Origin of the sequence: Pseudocolwellia sp. AS88, from assembly GCF_030551755.1 — a bacterium.
Classification (GTDB): domain Bacteria; phylum Pseudomonadota; class Gammaproteobacteria; order Enterobacterales; family Alteromonadaceae; genus Pseudocolwellia.
Window position 1 is genome coordinate 23,752 of sequence record NZ_JAUPEC010000024.1, and the last position, 17,057, is coordinate 40,808.

The following is a 17,057-nucleotide window of genomic DNA, read 5'->3' on the forward strand; positions in this document are numbered from 1 at the left end:
GGTTTATCAGTTAACTTACAAAATAAAATAATGGGTAAATACTTTATAAAGTTCAGTACCTTGGTTAACACTAGCAGAAGCGAAATGAAGAATGGGTAAAACATCGTATTCTAAAGTGATTTGATGCAGAGGTTCACCGTCTCCATAATTATCCATACGAAGAATTTGAGCTAAAGGCTCTCCAGCAACTAAAGGCTTTCCAAATTCGGCAAGGTAATCAACCATACCGCCCATAGGTGAATAAAATGCTTTGTAATCTTTCAAATAACAAGCATAACGTGTTAATTCTTCAGGCTTTAATTGTTTTTCTTCAATAACATTTTTATGTTGAAGGTAGGTCAAAATACTCAATGCGTCTTGATAAGCTTCAGCTAAGTCAATTTGTTCTTGTGAGCCAAGCTCAACAGTAAAACTTTCTTTTACACATTCAGCAGAACTTATTGAAAAATCATTACCCACATAGTTCAATACCTCTTGCAATGTCCACCATGAACAAAAAGTTGCTTCATCTAACGCTCCACTAAAAACATTAGGGATCAATATAGTATGAGGAATATTAAAATATGATGCACTGCTTTGAGCATATTCAGGACAATAAAGATGCTTACTTGAAATAGGGCCAGTATGTAAATCTAAAACAATATCAGCTTGATGAGCTAATCGCTGCAACTGGTAAGCAATCCTCTGCCCTGTTGTTAGCCCAAAATCACTATTTTCGAGTTTTTTATCAATACTTTGAACAAGTTGTTTTTTAAATGCTGATTGAATAACAGAAGATGTTTCATTTTTGTATTGTTCAACGAAAGCAGGTATAAAGCTTTCATCAAAATAATACATACGATTCCAATTCACTCCTGTTATAGGATCAAATCGTCCTAAAGTATATTCACCATTTTTATGGTTACAACCTACAGGGTTAGCATAAGGAACTAATGTAATATCACCATAAACTTGCGAATCTTTTAATATTTCGAGTAATTGAAATATAACCGCATTACCTTGAACTTCTGCACCATGCATATTGGCTTGAATATAAACACTAGGTGCTGAGGGAGCATTACCTTTAATCCGATAAACTGGAACCGTTAATTGTGCACCACTGGCCATTTCACCTACATGCATGACTTCTTTAGAAATTTTATTCACTTGCTACCTGTTTTAAGTAAGGACATATAACTAGGTAGCTAATATAGCATCTTCTATTTGTACTAATCTATCTTGCCCCCAACAGCTTACCTCTTTATATTTAAAGCAAGGTACGCCCCATAAACCTAAATCATTAAGTGCTAGATAGTTTTTTTCTGACCATTGCTGCCAATCATTTTCTTCACTGTAAGAAATAGCATCTTCATAGTTGATACCAATTTTCTGACAAATCAATTTGATATTTCTATCAAGCTCTAAATCAATTGGGGTAACATAAATTGCATCAAAGGCAGCTAAAATGAACTCATAAGATTTATTTTTTAATTCAGCAAACGAAAACAATGAATAAATGTTCATTACACCTTGATTTAAAGGTTTGGCATATTCTTTTAAAGGGATCTTATTTTTATGAGCCACTCTTGTTGCATCGAGCAGCATATAGCGTTGTTTGTGCTCTGATATTACACCACCTTTCATATCCATTGGCAGCATAAGCTTTATCGACAAGGGAACTTGATAATGTTCAGTCATTTTTTTAGCTTGTATTAAGCCTAAATAAGCAAACGGACTATTCAAAGATATAAACGCTTCAACCGGACTTTGATCAATATTATCTTTAGGCACATCCGAAAACTTTAAGTTATTCCTATTGAAAGAAACCTTACTCTCTTTCTTACTTAAGCCTTTCTCAATTAATAAGAGCTCTAAATGCTCTAAACGATCAATACCTGAAAACCAGTTACCGCAAAAGAAAACAGCTCCAGAGGCATGGTAACCTCTTCTAAACATTCTACGTTGGTTGTTAATTTGTGCTGTGATTACTGGAGTTGATATAGGAAAATGCTCAGTAAAATTATCAGACCAGGTATCAGCAAATACTTCTAAGGCTTGCTCTGCCGTTTTAACATGTAATAACCATGTCTGCTGCCCTGTAACTAAAGTTTTCATCTCAGGGAATAAAGAAACTTTAATTAGATCATATTTATCGGCTATATAATTAGCATCTTTTATTGCCCATTGCTTTAATAAAGCAGCATCAACTTCAGAACTTAATGTAGTGTTAGTGACTAAGTACAACCTAAACGTTAGATTAAATCTTTGTTCTATATCAGATAATACTTGGAGAAGCATAAAACTATGAGGATCATTTAATGAAACATACACATCTGCAATAGGTTTATTACCGAATAAAAGCGGTAGATTGTAAAATCTATATGTTAAGAATGACTGACGCATACTACTCTGCAGCCAATGCACTTTCATCCATGCCTTTATTTTGCTAAAAATAAATTACTCCTTAAACCTAAAAACAATGAAATGTTATTTTAACGTTAATATAATGTAAATAACATAACTTTTTAATTTACAATTAAAAGAGGCATTAGGATCAGAGTAATTGTTACAGTAGAATAGACGTTTATTCTTCTGTGGTACTAGTAAACCTATATGTCTTCAATCAATGTGAATCAAATTCTATCGAGAAATATTAATATCTTGGAAGCTAAGGCTCCCTTATTTATTAATTTAAAAAATGATGTGTTTATTCAAGAATATATAAACCTATATCCTCAAGCAGAGCTTTCTTGTTACAACACGAATTTTGAAGAATATTGTGATTATAAAACAAACAAGAATATACAAAGTTTTTTTACTGCTCATTATCAAACAGAAAAAAAGCATGACCTAGTGATTATCGCATTTCCCAAGAGTAAAGCAGAGCTAAACTTTACTCTCAGTATGATCTTTCATGCGACAGATCAAAATACTAACATTGTTATCGTTGGCGAAAACAAAAGCGGTATAAAAACTCTGAATAAAGTTGCCGAGCAAACACTTGTTAATTGTAATAAATATGACTCAGCACGACATTGTTTACTTTTTGTTGCTCAGTTAGCACAAAATATCACTCCCTTTACATTAGATGATTGGTACGATTATTACCAAGTAGATATAGTAAACACGCAAATAAAAGTAGCGGCATTACCCGGTGTATTTAGCCAAAAGGGCCTAGACAAAGGCACTAAAATTTTATTAGAGAATTTACCTAATATAAAATCAGGCGAGGTATTAGATTTTGGCTGTGGGGCTGGTGTAATTGCTAGCTTTATTGGTAAAAAACATAATGAGGCAAAATTAAATTTACTTGATGTAAATGCATTAGCATTAGAGTCATCACGTAAAACATTAGCTTTAAATAACTTAACGGGTAATGTTTTTGCTTCTAACAGTTTATCTGAAGTGAATAATAAATATGATGTAGTTATTTCAAATCCTCCGTTCCATCAAGGCATAACGACTGATTACAGTGCGACAGAAAAATTTTTAGAAGGTATTAAAAGTTATTTACACAAGAGTGCTGATGTTATTATTGTTGCTAATAGCTTTTTAAAATACGAACCTATTATGCAGAAAACAATAGGCCAAACTAAGCGCTTACTTTCTCAGCAAGGCTTTACTATTTATCAATGTAAAAAGTGAAAAATTGATTAAAATAGCGCCTTAAAAATAACTTCTTTTGTAATTATCTTAATTTTAATGTTGCAAACTTACGCAAAATGTAAAATTTGTGTTAACTTAAATATATAATAAGATGGTTAAATATATTATTACTCAGTACAATCTATTTTATATAAGTAGTACGAGATTGTGTTATTGATTCGTGTTATATAACATAATATACAATTAGTTATTAACTAAAAATAAACATACTAATTCTAAATTTATAACTATTATTTAATAAATAAGTACAAAGAATTAACCTGGACGAGATGAAATGCAAAAAACTCATATACTTATCGTTGAAGACGAAGAAGTTACGCGATTTAGCCTAAGAAATTTATTTGAAGCCGAAGGTTATCTTGTATCTGAAGCTACAGATGGCGAAAGTATGGATCAGCAATTACAGCAACATACTATTAACTTAGTCATTATGGATATTAATCTCCCAGGTAAAAATGGTTTACTGCTTGCGCGTGAATTAGCGAGTAACCAAGATATGGGGTTAATATTTCTTACAGGTCGTGATAGTGATATTGATAAGATTTTAGGTTTAGAAATTGGCGCTGACGATTATTTAACTAAACCTTTTAATCCACGCGAACTAACTATTAGAGCAAGAAATATTTTAAGTCGTATTTCAAGCACAACTCCAGAGTCGGAAAATGCCGTTATAAGCTTTAATCAATGGACATTAGATGGTAACTCTAGAAAAATGACATCTCCTAACGGCGACATCATTTCTATTCCACGTGGCGAATACCGAGCGTTACATTTACTTATAGAAAATGCTGGTCAAATTGTTACAAGACAACAACTTATTAAAGAAATGACAGGACGAGATTTACGTTCGAATGATAGAACTGTTGATGTAACCATTAGACGCCTTCGTAAACATTTTGAATCTATTGAAGGCTCTAAAGAGTTAATTAATACCATTCATGGTGAGGGATATCGCTTTATTGGTACGCTTGATTAAGTATTAATAAAGATTTATCAGGTTACTAAGTAAAGCATTTAATATGCTTTACTTAACCATTCACTAAATTCTTTATTCGCTTGCGTATTTATTTCATCTAATTCAACTAAATGCGCTTGTTTAGCACTCTCAGATTCTTCACTTTTTTCTATTGCTACTAACTTTTTGTGAACGAGTAATAAACCAACACTCCCAGCTGCGCCTTTCATCTTATGACAACTTTCTTGCCAAAGCTTTTGTTTATCGTCACTTACATTAGCGCGAATATCATCTAAATAAATAGCTGATTGGTTTATGTACAGTTGCAACATTTGTTCAACTACAGCTTTACCTAAGTTATCAATGTAACCTTGTAATAAATCTAAATCTAAATGTGTTGTGTTATTCACTTTTATTCCTTGCCTGTTCATCTTTTTTAGCATCTTGTAGTAAGTTAGCAAAAAAGTCACTGATCATATAGCTTTATCGTCGATAACCGCTATAGATATTGATTTTAAATGTACTTTACGTCAGAATAGCCGCGTTTTTCATACAGATCCCTTATATCCCCTTATTAATTGTTATATCCAAGAACATATTAATTATTCATCTGTACCAAAAATGCGATAAACTATGCCACACAAAATTTGTCGATTTAATGATCACATAATAAGCCATTACAACATTTAGCTATATAGCGGAGTATAAATGCCAACATCAATGCCTGATATTGCCAATCACACTAAAGCACAAACTGAAGGTACTTTAGATTGGGTAGGTATGAGTAATATCGAGATGCCTATTGTCGTAGCGTCTAAAGACGAATCAGAGCGCATGGTTTCGGCGCATGTTGACGCATTTGTTAATCTTAAAGATCCAAAAGCAAAAGGCATACATATGTCTCGCTTGTATCTATTAATTGATGACTTATCGAACAACGGCGTTTTAAATTATCAAAGTTTAGTTACTGTACTTGACGGTTTTATTAGTAGCCATCAAGACTTGAGTGATAATGCAAAAGTAGAATTTACCTTTGATTATCATTTGCGCAGAAAGTCATTAATTAGTGGTAAGCAAGGCTGGAAGTCATATCCTGTTACTGTCACAGGAAGAGTGAATAAAGGTAAACTTACTGTAGAGCTGAAAGTCGATATTAGATATTCATCAACCTGTCCTTGTTCGGCAGCACTAGCAAGACAACTTATTCAGAAAGCTTTTTCAGATAAGTTTGGCGATGAACAACAAGTTGATTTAGAGACTGTTCACGCATGGTTAGGAACAACAGAAGGTGTTGTTGCAACACCTCATAGCCAACGCTCAGTAGCTGAAGTAAAAGTGTTATTAAATGATGAAGCTCAAGAATTTCCAATTACCTATTTAGTTGATCTTGTTGAAAACTCATTAAAAACACCTGTTCAAGCAGCTGTTAAGCGTGAAGACGAGCAAGAGTTTGCCCGATTAAATGGTCAAAACTTAATGTTTTGTGAAGATGCAGCTCGTCGTTTACAATATGAAATGAATAAAGCTACAAACATTGATGATTTCTGGCTGAAAATAAATCACCTAGAATCATTACATGCACATGATGCAGTGAGTATTACAACTAAAGGTATTCCTGGCGGATATCAGGCATAATTAAATAACAACAAAAAACAGGATGAATATCTTTTTCTAAGAATAAATCCTGTTTTATTTCCATCAAGAATAACATCCCCATTTTGTTGTATAATTACAGCCAGTTAAACAGCCCAAATAATAAGAACTTTTCTTAATTCAGTCATTTTTCAGACATTAAAAACAGAATAATTATGTAATTTTTTTACATATAAATGAACATTTAATCAACGATTATTTGTTAATCAATATTCAGGGCTTTTACCGAGTGATAAAAGCCTCCAAAAAACACATTTAAATCATTTAAATACAAAGACTTACTTTTATGTAATTAAGTTACGAGCAAATGCTCTAATTTATATTGACCTTTTTACTAAAAGTGTTTAATGTAGCGGGTTCCTCTTGGTTAAAAAATAGGATGTTTATGCATTTTTTACATAACTTTATCTTTTTTAATTCCAATGTTGCCAAGACGATATAATAATTAGGTATTAGGAGAGACAATATGCAGCTTTATGATCCCAACTTCCAAAAAGACAACTGTGGATTTGGTTTAATTGCTCATCAGCATGGTGAAACGAGCCATAAGCTCATTAAAACCGCTATTCACGCTTTAGACCGTATGCAACACCGTGGGGGTATTGCATCTGACGGTAAAACAGGCGATGGCTGTGGTTTATTGATGCAAAAACCAGATTCGTTTTTTCGTGCTATTGCCGAAGAAAATAATTGGCAACTAGGCAGTAAATACGCGGTTGGAATGATATTTCTCAATCCTGACCCTATTGAAGCCGCTCTTTCTAAAAGGATTTTCGAAGAAGAACTAACAAGAGAAACACTCACAGTCGTTGGCTGGAGAATTGTTCCTACAGATAAAACTATTTTAGGTGAAATTGCCGCTGGTAACTTACCTGGTATCGAGCAAGTATTTATTGATGCTCCTGCTGGATGGCGTAGTCGCGATCTAGAGCGTCGCTTATACATGGCTCGTCGCCGTGCTGAAAAACGTATTACCGATGAACGTTTTTATGTTGCAAGCTTATCTTGCTCGGTAACTATCTACAAAGGCTTAGTAATGCCTGTAGATTTACCAAACTTCTATTTGGATTTAGCAGATATTCGCTTACAAAGCGCAATTTGTGTATTCCATCAACGTTTTTCTACCAACACATCACCACAATGGCATTTAGCACAACCTTTCCGCTTTTTAGCTCATAACGGTGAAATCAATACAATTAAAGGTAATAGACAATGGAGTCGCGCGCGTACTTACCGCTTCCAATCACCTTTATTACCAGATTTACAAGATGCAGCTCCATTTGTTAATGAAAGTGGTTCTGATTCATCATCATTAGATAACATGCTTGAGCTATTCTTAGCTGGTGGTATGGATTTATATCGTGCAATGCGTCTACTTATGCCGCCTGCATGGCAAAACAGTCCTAATATGGATGATGATTTAAGAGCATTTTATGAGTTTAACTCAATGCACATGGAACCATGGGATGGCCCAGCCGGTGTTGTAATGACAAACGGTCGTCATGTTGCATGTAACCTTGATAGAAACGGCTTACGTCCCGCTCGTTATGTTATTACGCGTAACGGCTTTATTACACTTGCTTCTGAAGTAGGTATTTGGGACTACGGCGAAGATGAAGTTGTAGAAAAAGGACGAGTAGGTCCTGGTGAAATGCTTGCTATAGATACTTATACCGGCCAAGTTTACAACTCTGCAGCTATCGATGGTGAATTAAAAGTACGCCACCCTTACCGTGAATGGTTAGATAATAACATTCGCCGTTTGGTGCCGTTCAGCGAGTTACCAGCAGAGCTTATTGGTAAACGAGCTTTTGATGATGCTGAAATATCTAAATACCATAAGTTATTTAACTACAGCTATGAAGAAATTCATCAAGTTGTAAAAACTATGGCTGAAAATGGTCAAGAAGCGACTGGTTCTATGGGTGATGATACCCCAATGGCAGTGCTATCTAGCCAATCACGTACTTTATATGATTATTTCCGTCAGCAATTCGCACAAGTTACAAACCCACCTATAGATCCATTACGTGAGCGTTACGTTATGTCTTTAGCTACTTGTGTTGGACGTGAGCATAACGTATTTAATGAAACTACGGGCCATGCGGATCGTATTTCATTTGGTACTCCTGTACTTATGTACACTGGTTTGAAACAATTACGCGAACTTGATCCTGAACATTATAGAAGTGACACACTTTTATTAAATTATGATCAAGCAGAAGGTCTAGAAGCGGCTATCATTAGAATATGTGATGAAGCGGTTGAATTAGTTCGTAATCAAAACAGCGTTATTTTAATACTTTCAGATCGCGGCATTGAAAAAGGTAAATTACCTATTCCTGCGGCAATGGCTGTTGGTGCTGTTCAAAAACGTTTAGTTGATGAGCAATTACGTTGTGATTCAAATATTATTGTTGAAACAGGTTCAGTTCGTGATTCTCATCAATTTGCAGTACTTCTTGGATTAGGCGCTACGGCGATTTATCCATACCTAGCATTTGAAACTATTGAGCAATTAGTTGAACAAGGGCAAATTGATGGCACTGCTCGAGAAGCTATTACTAGTTATCGTGATGGTATCAATAAAGGCTTATTGAAAATACTTTCTAAAATGGGTATTTCAACTATCGCAAGTTACCGTTGTGCAGGTTTATTTGAAGTTATCGGCTTAAACGATAACATTATGAAGTTATGTTTCCCTGAATTACCAAGTCGTCTTCAAGGTGCTGATTTTGAAGATATTGAACAAGACAACATTAACTTAGCGCGTAAAGCATTTTTACCACATCAGAAATTACCTCACGGTGGTTTATTAAAGTATGTACATAATGGCGAATACCATGCGTACAACCCGGATGTAGTAAGCACATTACAAAAAGCCGTTCAAACAGGTGAATATTCAGATTACCAAATATATGCTGATACGGTAAATAACCGTCCACCAGCAATGTTACGTGATTTACTTGCATTAAAAGAAGATACTCAAAGTATTGATATTAGTGAAGTTGAACCTGATAGCGAAATGTTTAAACGTTTCGATAGTGCTGCAATGTCTATTGGTGCATTAAGCCCTGAAGCGCATGAAGCATTAGCCATTGCGATGAACCGTTTAGGCGGTTATTCAAACTCTGGTGAAGGTGGTGAAGACGAACGTCGTTTTGGTACAGTGAAAAACTCACGTATTAAACAAATCGCTTCGGGCCGTTTTGGTGTAACTCCTCATTACCTAGTTAATGCTGACGTACTACAAATTAAAGTAGCACAAGGCGCTAAACCAGGTGAAGGTGGTCAATTACCAGGTGATAAAGTATCGCCATTAATTGCCAAATTAAGATTCTCGGTTCCGGGTGTAACATTAATTTCACCTCCACCGCATCACGATATTTATTCAATTGAAGATTTAGCTCAGCTAATTTTTGATTTGAAACAAGTTAATCCTAAAGCAGTTGTATCAGTTAAATTAGTATCTGGTCCGGGTGTTGGAACTATCGCTTCAGGTGTTGCCAAAGCATATGCAGATTTCATTACAATTTCAGGTTACGACGGTGGTACAGCTGCTAGTCCGTTAACTTCTGTGAAATATGCAGGTTGTCCTTGGGAGCTAGGTTTAGCCGAAGCTCACCAATCACTTGTTGCTAATGGCTTACGTCATAAAGTACGTTTACAAGTTGATGGTGGTTTGAAGACAGGTATTGATATTGTTAAAGCAGCTATTTTAGGTGCTGAAAGCTTCGGTTTTGGTACTGCGCCTATGGTAACTTTAGGTTGTAAATTCTTACGTATTTGTCATTTAAACAACTGTGCTACAGGTGTTGCAACACAAGACGAAGTACTAAGAGAGCAATTCTTCAAAGGTTTGCCTGATCAAGTAATGAATTACTTTAAATTTATTGCACATGATGTACGTCAAATTTTAGCGAAGTTAGGTGTTGAAAGTTTAACTGAGATTATCGGTAGAACTGATTTACTTGTTCCACTTAAAGGCATTACAGCTAAACAACAGAAATTAGATTTATCTCCAATTATTGCTCCTGTTGTTGCAGGTCCTAATACGGCTCAATATAAAACAGAAGAAAATATTGCGTACGATGAAGGTAAACTGAATAAAGAAATGTTAGCTGTAGCTTCAGAAGCGATTATCAATAGTGCTGGTGGCGAATTTAGATTCCCTATCCAAAACACCGATCGTTCTGTAGGTGCTTCACTTTCAGGTGAAATTGCTCGTCATCATGGCGACCAAGGTATGGCGGCATCTCCAATTAAGGTTCACTTATCTGGTACTGCTGGGCAAAGTTTTGGTGTATGGAATGCTGGTGGCTTAGAGCTGTACCTTACAGGTGATGCAAACGATTATGTTGGTAAAGGTATGGCTGGCGGACAGCTAACTATCAAACCACCTAAAGGTGTTGCTTATCAATCACACGAAACCATGATTATGGGTAATACCTGTTTATATGGTGCTACTGGCGGTAAATTATACGCTTGTGGTCGTGCTGGTGAACGTTTTGGTGTACGTAACTCTGGTTGTAACGCTGTTGTTGAAGGTACAGGCGATCATACATGTGAATACATGACTGGTGGTATAGTTACTGTACTTGGTACTGTTGGTGTTAACTTTGGTGCAGGTATGACAGGCGGTTTCGCTTACGTACTTGATGAAGCAAATGACCTAGACACTAGATTAAACAAAGAATCAATTGAAATGTTATCAATTGATATCGATAGTTTAACTATTCACCAAGAGCATTTACGAGGCATTATCAGTGAACACTTTGAAGAAACTGGTAGCCTTCGTGCACAAGAAATATTAAATAATTTTGATGCTTTTGCACCATTATTTAAACTAGTTAAACCTAAAGCTACTGATATTAAAACTCTATTGGGTCATCGTAGCCGTTCATCTGCAGAACTTCGCGTTCAAGCACAATAAACTGAACGCGAATTGAGGAAGAAACAGAATGAGTAAAAATGTTTACCAATTTATAGATGTTAAGCGTATCGATCCTCCTAAAAAGAAGATCGATGAGCGCAAAGTTAACTTCGTTGAAATTTATCAACCATTAGGTACTGAACAAAGTGCTGGCCAAGCTGACCGTTGTTTAGATTGTGGTAACCCTTATTGTGAATGGAAATGTCCTGTTCACAATTACATCCCACAATGGCTAGAGTTAGTCACTGAAGGTAAAATTTTTGAAGCGGCTGATTTATGTCACCAAACAAATAGCTTACCTGAAATGTGTGGCCGTGTTTGCCCGCAAGATAGATTATGTGAATCAGCTTGTACGTTAAATGATGACTTTGGTGCTGTTACCATTGGTAATATCGAAAAATATATTACTGATACAGCGTTTGCTCAAGGTTGGAAGCCTGACTTATCTAATGTTGAAAAACTCGGTAAGAAAGTTGCCGTAATTGGTGCTGGTCCTGCAGGTTTATCATGTGCTGATGTACTAACACGTAACGGTATCGATGCTGTTGTTTATGATAAACATGCTGAAATAGGTGGATTGTTAACTTTCGGTATTCCTTCATTCAAATTAGAAAAAGATGTTATCAAAAAACGTCGTGAAATATTTGAAGGTATGGGAATTGAATTCAAGTTGAATGTTAACGTAGGTGTTGATGTTACATTTGAATCATTAAGTGAAGAGTACGACGCTGTATTTTTAGCACTAGGTACATACACAGATATGACTGGTGGTTTCGAAAACGAAGGCGCTACAGGTGTTTACAACGCTTTAGATTTCTTAATTGGCAATACTCAAAACTTAATGGGTATTACTGAGAATGCTAAACCATATGTTAGCTTTGACAAGAAAAAAGTTATTGTATTAGGTGGTGGTGATACAGCGATGGATTGTGTTCGTACATCAATCCGCCAAGGTGCAACAGAAGTAACATGTGCTTACCGTCGTGATGAGGCAAACATGCCTGGTTCTCCGCGTGAAGTACAAAATGCTAAAGAAGAAGGTGTTAACTTTGCGTTTAACATTCAACCTTTAGATATTGCGACTGACGCAAATGGTAACGCATGTGGCGTTAAGTTTGTTAAAACTCAACTTGGTGCACCAGATGCTAATGGCAGACGCAATCCTGAGCCAATTGAAGGCTCTGAGTTTATTATGGAAGCTGATGCTGTAGTTATCGCATTTGGTTTCTTGCCAAGCCCTCCACAGTGGATGAAAGACGCTGGAGTGGAACTTGACTCAAGAGGTCGAGTTATTGCTGTAGATAATAGTGATTTTGCTTTACAAACAAGTAAAGAAAACATTTTTGCAGGTGGCGATATGGTATTAGGTTCAGACTTAGTTGTTACTGCTGTAGATCAAGGCAGAAAAGCGGCGATAGGTATTCTTGATTACGTTTGTAATGAATAGATAACTTAACCACATAATAAAAAGCCTAAATAATTTAATTATTTAGGCTTTTTTGATCCAATATCTTTTTAATATCAAATAAGATTAATTCGTTAAGTTGGCACTCTATGATGATGTACTTTTCTTGGCTTCTTCTGCTTCTTTCTTAGCTTTAGCCTTTGCTTTTTTTGCATCTTTCTTAGCTTGAGCAGTTTCCTTCTTAGTCATTTTTTTAGCGTCAGTTTTATCTGTTTTAGACATGGCTTTATCTTTTGATGAGCTAAGTTTCGAACTCACCTTGTCTGTTGTAGATTTAGTTTTAGATTTCATCGCATCTGTTTTAGAAGATGAAGCCGCTTTTTCTAGGTTACTTTTTACTTTGGCTGTTCGACAATATCCATTAACAGATACACCATCTTTACGTTTATAACCATCAACCCAACTACATGATGAGTTTGATGAACAAGCCGATGACGACATCCCTTTACAATCTGCAGCATTTGCTGATGTTACTGACAAACCTAAACCGATAACTACAGCAATTAAACCTTTAATGATCCCTTTCATAACGTTCTCCAATTATGTTAATTAATAAAATAATTTACTTAGTTATATATCTTATCTTTAGTAAATTAACAAAAATATAACATCTCTGTGTATTTAATCAACAGTTTATTGTTTTTCAGATATAAAAAAGCTTAAGTGCGTTAACACTTAAGCTTTTTAATGGGTTTATTAATAAACTAAATCATGTCAGAAAATGGGTTTTCTGTTGGTAAATCTATACCAATACCGAAATCAGGAATATTCATATTTTCTTTCGTTATAACAATATCACTTTCTTCAATCATTCCATTGCCAAAACGGTAAATAAGATCAAACTCACCATTATCTGCTTTTTCTTGATAAACTTTTTGCGCTAATGCAACTTTTTCAGTCTTCTCAAGATACGCATTAAATACTTCAGTACCGTGGCGTGTTTCTAACATTGTTAGCGTAACAGTAGGTGAAAATAATATTGCTGTAGCGTTATTGCCGCCAAAACCTTTAGAGTTAATAAAAGCCACGTCCATATCACCACAATCCCAGTGTTCTGTAGTAATTTTTAAGTGCTCGTCGTAAACATCTTCAGCTACTTTATCAATAGTATTAATGCCTGGCATGATGTTATGTGCAAAAATACCTAGTGCCATCGTAAATTGATCGCCACTTGCTGGTGCTATGGTATGTCCTACATAAGCCTTGGGTGCTGCTATAGGCCAATCATTAATGTCGAAAGTTTTAGCAATACGATCATAAATTAATGACTCTGTAACTCGGTTTTGGGGAGTACTTGAACCATGAGCTAATATAAAGCTGCGTTTTTGTACCGACTCTTCACCTAAAATACTATTGGCTAGTGCGACTGATTTAGCCATAGTAATATAATTACCAGGGCCTGGAGCCGTAATTGATTTTTTAACACCATCGGCATTAATAAATACATCAGCAACTGAACCTAGTGGCTTAGCACCAAGTTCAATAGCTAAATCGTCATCCATTAATACAAAAAAGTGTGCAGCTTCGCCTATAGTAAATCCACAGTTTTGTCCAAATGGGCGACTGGTACGACGATGATCAGCTTCACCATCAGTAATACCATCAAGCTTTTTCAAACCTTCTTCGTTAGCTAAGGCACTCATGTTACCAAAACCTTCAATAATTTCTGGTGTGATCGGACTCTCACTACTACCAACAATCGCTACACGAATACGCCCAGCTTTAATGTCTTGAATGGCATTACGTAAGTTATATAAGAAACTTGCACAAGCACCGGTCACAGTTGAAGTTGTACCAACACTACCCGTTACGTAGGCGTTGATAAAATCAGATGACATACTATTTAAACCAAGAGCTAAGTTTTTAGTAGTAACACGTTCACCATTCAAACGGTTTTTCATCATACCGCCTAAACCTTCAGCTTGCATTTGACCGAACCCTGAACTTGAATATGTACCCACTAAATCAGGACTTATCTTGGCAATAATTTCATCCCACGAAAAACCAGTTGAATGAATAGCATCTGACGCGCCAAAAATAGTGGTTTGTAAACCACGAGGTTGATAGCGACTGTTGTATAAGTTAGCAGGTTCGAAACCTGTAGGAAGTTGGCCTGCTGCTTTAATTGGGTTATTGCGGAAAGTATCGTGCTTAACTTCCAGTTCACCTTCAATCTCAACACGTACTTTCTTTTCTTCTAACTCTGTTACCTTCCATGTTGCTGGTAAAGGTACAGGTAAATCTCTCTTACGCATTTCAAAACAAATAGCATTATCTGCTGGTTGCATAGTAATTTTTTGATGTACGTGGGTTGCATCCGGATCAAAATGATTTTTTTCAATCTTTCTGATCAAGGTGCCATCTAGAATTTGTTGTCCAAAAAGGTTTTCAACATCTTGCTTAGCAACAAGGTTACCTTGAGAGTCAACTAAACTGCCATTTTCAAATTTTATTAGATTCATTAATGACGCTAAGCCAACAAAGGTTTCTTGCCTTGCTTCAGCATTTAACTTATCAATAATGATGCGACGAAAGCCTTGATGAAAAGAAGAGCGACCAGAAGCATTAACGCCACCCATGCCAACAATAAGAGGTAAAGCTGTCATAACAAACCCTAAAATAGTGATCTAAAAAATAATTAACAGCATTCTATAGTTAAAGCCAAACAAAAAACATGTAAATTACGCCAAAAATAATGTAATAATAGCCAAAAATAGTTTTTTAACTTAGCTAAGGCTGTTTATGAATACTGGAAAACATGAAAAGATTAAAGTTGCATTAATACTTTATAACCACATGTTATCAACGAGTGTGAGTTTACCTGTAGAAATGTTACGAGCAGGTGAAGCTTTTGCTTTACGTAAAAATAAAACAGCGAAACGACTTTCTATTGAGATGGTTGGAGAAGACTTGTCTCCAGTAACAACACGTGCATTAATAAAATTACAACCTGACTTTAATATTGAACTTGCCAGCAAACCTGATTTTATTTTTATACCTAGCTTATGGCGTAACCCTAGACCTTTATTAAAAAAGCATCCTAAAATCATTTCGTGGTTAAAAAACATGTGGTTAGATGGAACCACTTTGATCGGTGGAGGAACAGGTGTTTGTTTTATTGCTGAATCAGGCGTGCTTGATAACCATCCGGCAACCACCCATTGGCACTACGTAGAACAATTTAAACGTGCCTACCCTAAAGTTAAATTAAAACCTGATTTTTTTATTACACAATCTGAACGCATGTATTGTGCTGCAAGCTTAAATGCTTTAGCCGATATTGTTGTTCATATTATTCATCAAACCTATGGTGAAGAAGCAGCGCAACACGTAGAGCGCAATTTTTCTCATGAAATAAGAAAACCTTACGAAGACCAACGTTACTTAGAAGGAGCTGTAGATCGTCACCCTGACGAGCTTATAACTCAAATACAATTCTGGATGCGCACTAATTTATCAACTACCATTTCTTTAAATCAATTAGCAGATGATTTCAGCATTAGCCAAAGGACATTGACTCGACGATTTAAGATCGCAACAGGTAAAACACCATTAGAGTATTGGAAAAAAATAAGATTAGAAGCCGCACAAGAATTATTAGCTTCAAGTAACTTATCGATACAAGAAGTTGCTTTTCAAATAGGCTATCAAGATCAAGCAAACTTAACCCGCTTGTTCAAACAAACCATGAAAATTACACCCAGAGAATATCGAGCTACAGTAAGAAAGAAATTATTTAGTCAGCATTAATGATTTAAGTTTCAAAAAGCATAAATAAAAAAGCTCACAAATAAAGTGAGCTTTTAAGAACTAAATAAAATTGTTTATTTAATTACTTAGACGCTCTTGAAACGTAGTCGCCTGTTCTTGTATCAACTTTAACAACTTCGCCAATTTGCACAAATAAAGGTACACGAATTACAGCACCAGTAGATAAAGTTGCCGGTTTACCGCCAGTTCCTGCAGTATCGCCTTTCAAGCCGGGATCAGTTTCTGTGATTTCAATTTCTACAAAGTTAGGTGGTGTTACTGAAATTGGAGAATTATTCCACAATGTAATCGTACAAAGATCACCTTCAACTAACCATTTAGTCGCATCGGCAACTGCTTTATCGTCTGCAGCAACTTGCTCAAACGTTTCATTATTCATAAAATGCCAGAATTCACCATCAGCATACAAATAAGCAAGTTCTATATCCATTACATCTGCGCCTTCAACTGAGTCGCCAGATTTAAATGTTTTTTCAAGAACTTTGCCAGAAATAAGCTTACGAATTTTCACTCGGTTGAATGCTTGACCTTTACCAGGTTTAACAATTTCGTTTTCAAGAATGTTACAAGGTTCGCCATCAAGCATGATTTTTAAACCTGCTTTGAATTGGTTTGTACTAAAATTAGCCATGATA

Annotated in this window: 12 protein-coding genes; 6 read left to right on the forward strand and 6 right to left on the reverse strand. The window is 35.6% G+C overall.

Going from position 1 to position 17,057, the window contains the following annotated elements; translation table 11 throughout:
- Positions 1 to 15: 15 nt before the first annotated feature.
- The gene (locus tag Q5N69_RS14915; protein WP_304369913.1) at positions 16 to 1,122 is read right to left on the reverse strand and encodes a succinylglutamate desuccinylase/aspartoacylase family protein; all 1,107 of its coding nucleotides are present in this window, start codon (positions 1,120 to 1,122) and stop codon (positions 16 to 18) included.
- A 54-nt stretch (positions 1,123 to 1,176) separates the two neighbouring features.
- Positions 1,177 to 2,409, reverse strand: a complete 1,233-nt coding sequence (locus tag Q5N69_RS14920; RefSeq protein ID WP_304369883.1) for a DsbA family protein — start codon at positions 2,407 to 2,409, stop codon at positions 1,177 to 1,179.
- Positions 2,410 to 2,592: 183 nt separating this feature from the next.
- Here Q5N69_RS14920 and Q5N69_RS14925 point away from each other — a divergent pair, with 183 nt between their 5' ends.
- A complete protein-coding gene (locus tag Q5N69_RS14925) occupies positions 2,593 to 3,624 on the forward strand; it encodes a methyltransferase (RefSeq protein ID WP_304369884.1) in 1,032 nt (343 codons plus the stop codon).
- A gap of 295 nt (positions 3,625 to 3,919) precedes the next feature.
- Positions 3,920 to 4,621: a two-component system response regulator ArcA gene (gene arcA / locus Q5N69_RS14930; protein WP_304369885.1), complete on the forward strand. Its 702-nt coding sequence runs from the start codon at positions 3,920 to 3,922 to the stop codon at positions 4,619 to 4,621.
- Positions 4,622 to 4,659: 38 nt separating this feature from the next.
- Here the strand turns inward: arcA and Q5N69_RS14935 are convergent, their stop codons facing one another.
- The gene (locus tag Q5N69_RS14935) at positions 4,660 to 5,010 is read right to left on the reverse strand and encodes an Hpt domain-containing protein (protein ID WP_304369886.1); all 351 of its coding nucleotides are present in this window, start codon (positions 5,008 to 5,010) and stop codon (positions 4,660 to 4,662) included.
- 298 nt (positions 5,011 to 5,308) lie between these two features.
- On the opposite strand from Q5N69_RS14935, the gene folE2 reads away from it, so the two are divergent.
- The 3 genes from folE2 to Q5N69_RS14950 all read left to right on the forward strand — a co-directional run bounded on the left by folE2 (position 5,309) and on the right by Q5N69_RS14950 (position 12,633).
- Positions 5,309 to 6,235 (forward strand): GTP cyclohydrolase FolE2, encoded by a 927-nt coding sequence (folE2, locus tag Q5N69_RS14940; RefSeq protein WP_304369887.1) that lies wholly within the window; start codon positions 5,309 to 5,311, stop codon positions 6,233 to 6,235.
- Between the two features lie 484 nt (positions 6,236 to 6,719).
- The gene (gene gltB, locus Q5N69_RS14945) at positions 6,720 to 11,186 is read left to right on the forward strand and encodes a glutamate synthase large subunit (RefSeq protein ID WP_304369888.1); all 4,467 of its coding nucleotides are present in this window, start codon (positions 6,720 to 6,722) and stop codon (positions 11,184 to 11,186) included.
- Between the two features lie 28 nt (positions 11,187 to 11,214).
- On the forward strand, positions 11,215 to 12,633 hold the full coding sequence (locus tag Q5N69_RS14950; RefSeq protein WP_304369889.1) for an FAD-dependent oxidoreductase: 1,419 nt from the start codon (positions 11,215 to 11,217) through the stop codon (positions 12,631 to 12,633).
- Positions 12,634 to 12,738: 105 nt separating this feature from the next.
- Here the strand turns inward: Q5N69_RS14950 and Q5N69_RS14955 are convergent, their stop codons facing one another.
- Both Q5N69_RS14955 and Q5N69_RS14960 read right to left on the reverse strand, forming a co-directional pair.
- The gene (locus Q5N69_RS14955; protein ID WP_304369890.1) at positions 12,739 to 13,179 is read right to left on the reverse strand and encodes a hypothetical protein; all 441 of its coding nucleotides are present in this window, start codon (positions 13,177 to 13,179) and stop codon (positions 12,739 to 12,741) included.
- Between the two features lie 176 nt (positions 13,180 to 13,355).
- Positions 13,356 to 15,257, reverse strand: a complete 1,902-nt coding sequence (locus tag Q5N69_RS14960; protein ID WP_304369891.1) for a beta-ketoacyl synthase — start codon at positions 15,255 to 15,257, stop codon at positions 13,356 to 13,358.
- A 136-nt stretch (positions 15,258 to 15,393) separates the two neighbouring features.
- Here Q5N69_RS14960 and Q5N69_RS14965 point away from each other — a divergent pair, with 136 nt between their 5' ends.
- Positions 15,394 to 16,401, forward strand: a complete 1,008-nt coding sequence (locus Q5N69_RS14965) for a GlxA family transcriptional regulator (protein ID WP_304369892.1) — start codon at positions 15,394 to 15,396, stop codon at positions 16,399 to 16,401.
- 82 nt (positions 16,402 to 16,483) lie between these two features.
- On the opposite strand, the gene efp is transcribed toward Q5N69_RS14965, so the two are convergent.
- A complete protein-coding gene (gene efp / locus Q5N69_RS14970) occupies positions 16,484 to 17,053 on the reverse strand; it encodes an elongation factor P (RefSeq protein WP_304369893.1) in 570 nt (189 codons plus the stop codon).
- Positions 17,054 to 17,057 lie beyond the last annotated feature (4 nt).

Excerpts from the sequence above, each read along its gene's own strand:
- Q5N69_RS14915 (WP_304369913.1), bottom strand. The coding sequence starts at position 1,122 with ATGCATGTAGGTGAAATGGCCAGTGGTGCACAATTAACGGTTCCAGTT.
- Q5N69_RS14920 (WP_304369883.1), bottom strand. The coding sequence starts at position 2,409 with ATGAAAGTGCATTGGCTGCAGAGTAGTATGCGTCAGTCATTCTTAACA.
- Q5N69_RS14925 (WP_304369884.1), top strand. The coding sequence starts at position 2,593 with ATGTCTTCAATCAATGTGAATCAAATTCTATCGAGAAATATTAATATC.
- arcA (WP_304369885.1), top strand. The coding sequence starts at position 3,920 with ATGCAAAAAACTCATATACTTATCGTTGAAGACGAAGAAGTTACGCGA.
- folE2 (WP_304369887.1), top strand. The coding sequence starts at position 5,309 with ATGCCAACATCAATGCCTGATATTGCCAATCACACTAAAGCACAAACT.
- gltB (WP_304369888.1), top strand. The coding sequence starts at position 6,720 with ATGCAGCTTTATGATCCCAACTTCCAAAAAGACAACTGTGGATTTGGT.
- Q5N69_RS14950 (WP_304369889.1), top strand. The coding sequence starts at position 11,215 with ATGAGTAAAAATGTTTACCAATTTATAGATGTTAAGCGTATCGATCCT.
- Q5N69_RS14955 (WP_304369890.1), bottom strand. The coding sequence starts at position 13,179 with ATGAAAGGGATCATTAAAGGTTTAATTGCTGTAGTTATCGGTTTAGGT.
- Q5N69_RS14960 (WP_304369891.1), bottom strand. The coding sequence starts at position 15,257 with ATGACAGCTTTACCTCTTATTGTTGGCATGGGTGGCGTTAATGCTTCT.
- Q5N69_RS14965 (WP_304369892.1), top strand. The coding sequence starts at position 15,394 with ATGAATACTGGAAAACATGAAAAGATTAAAGTTGCATTAATACTTTAT.
- efp (WP_304369893.1), bottom strand. The coding sequence starts at position 17,053 with ATGGCTAATTTTAGTACAAACCAATTCAAAGCAGGTTTAAAAATCATG.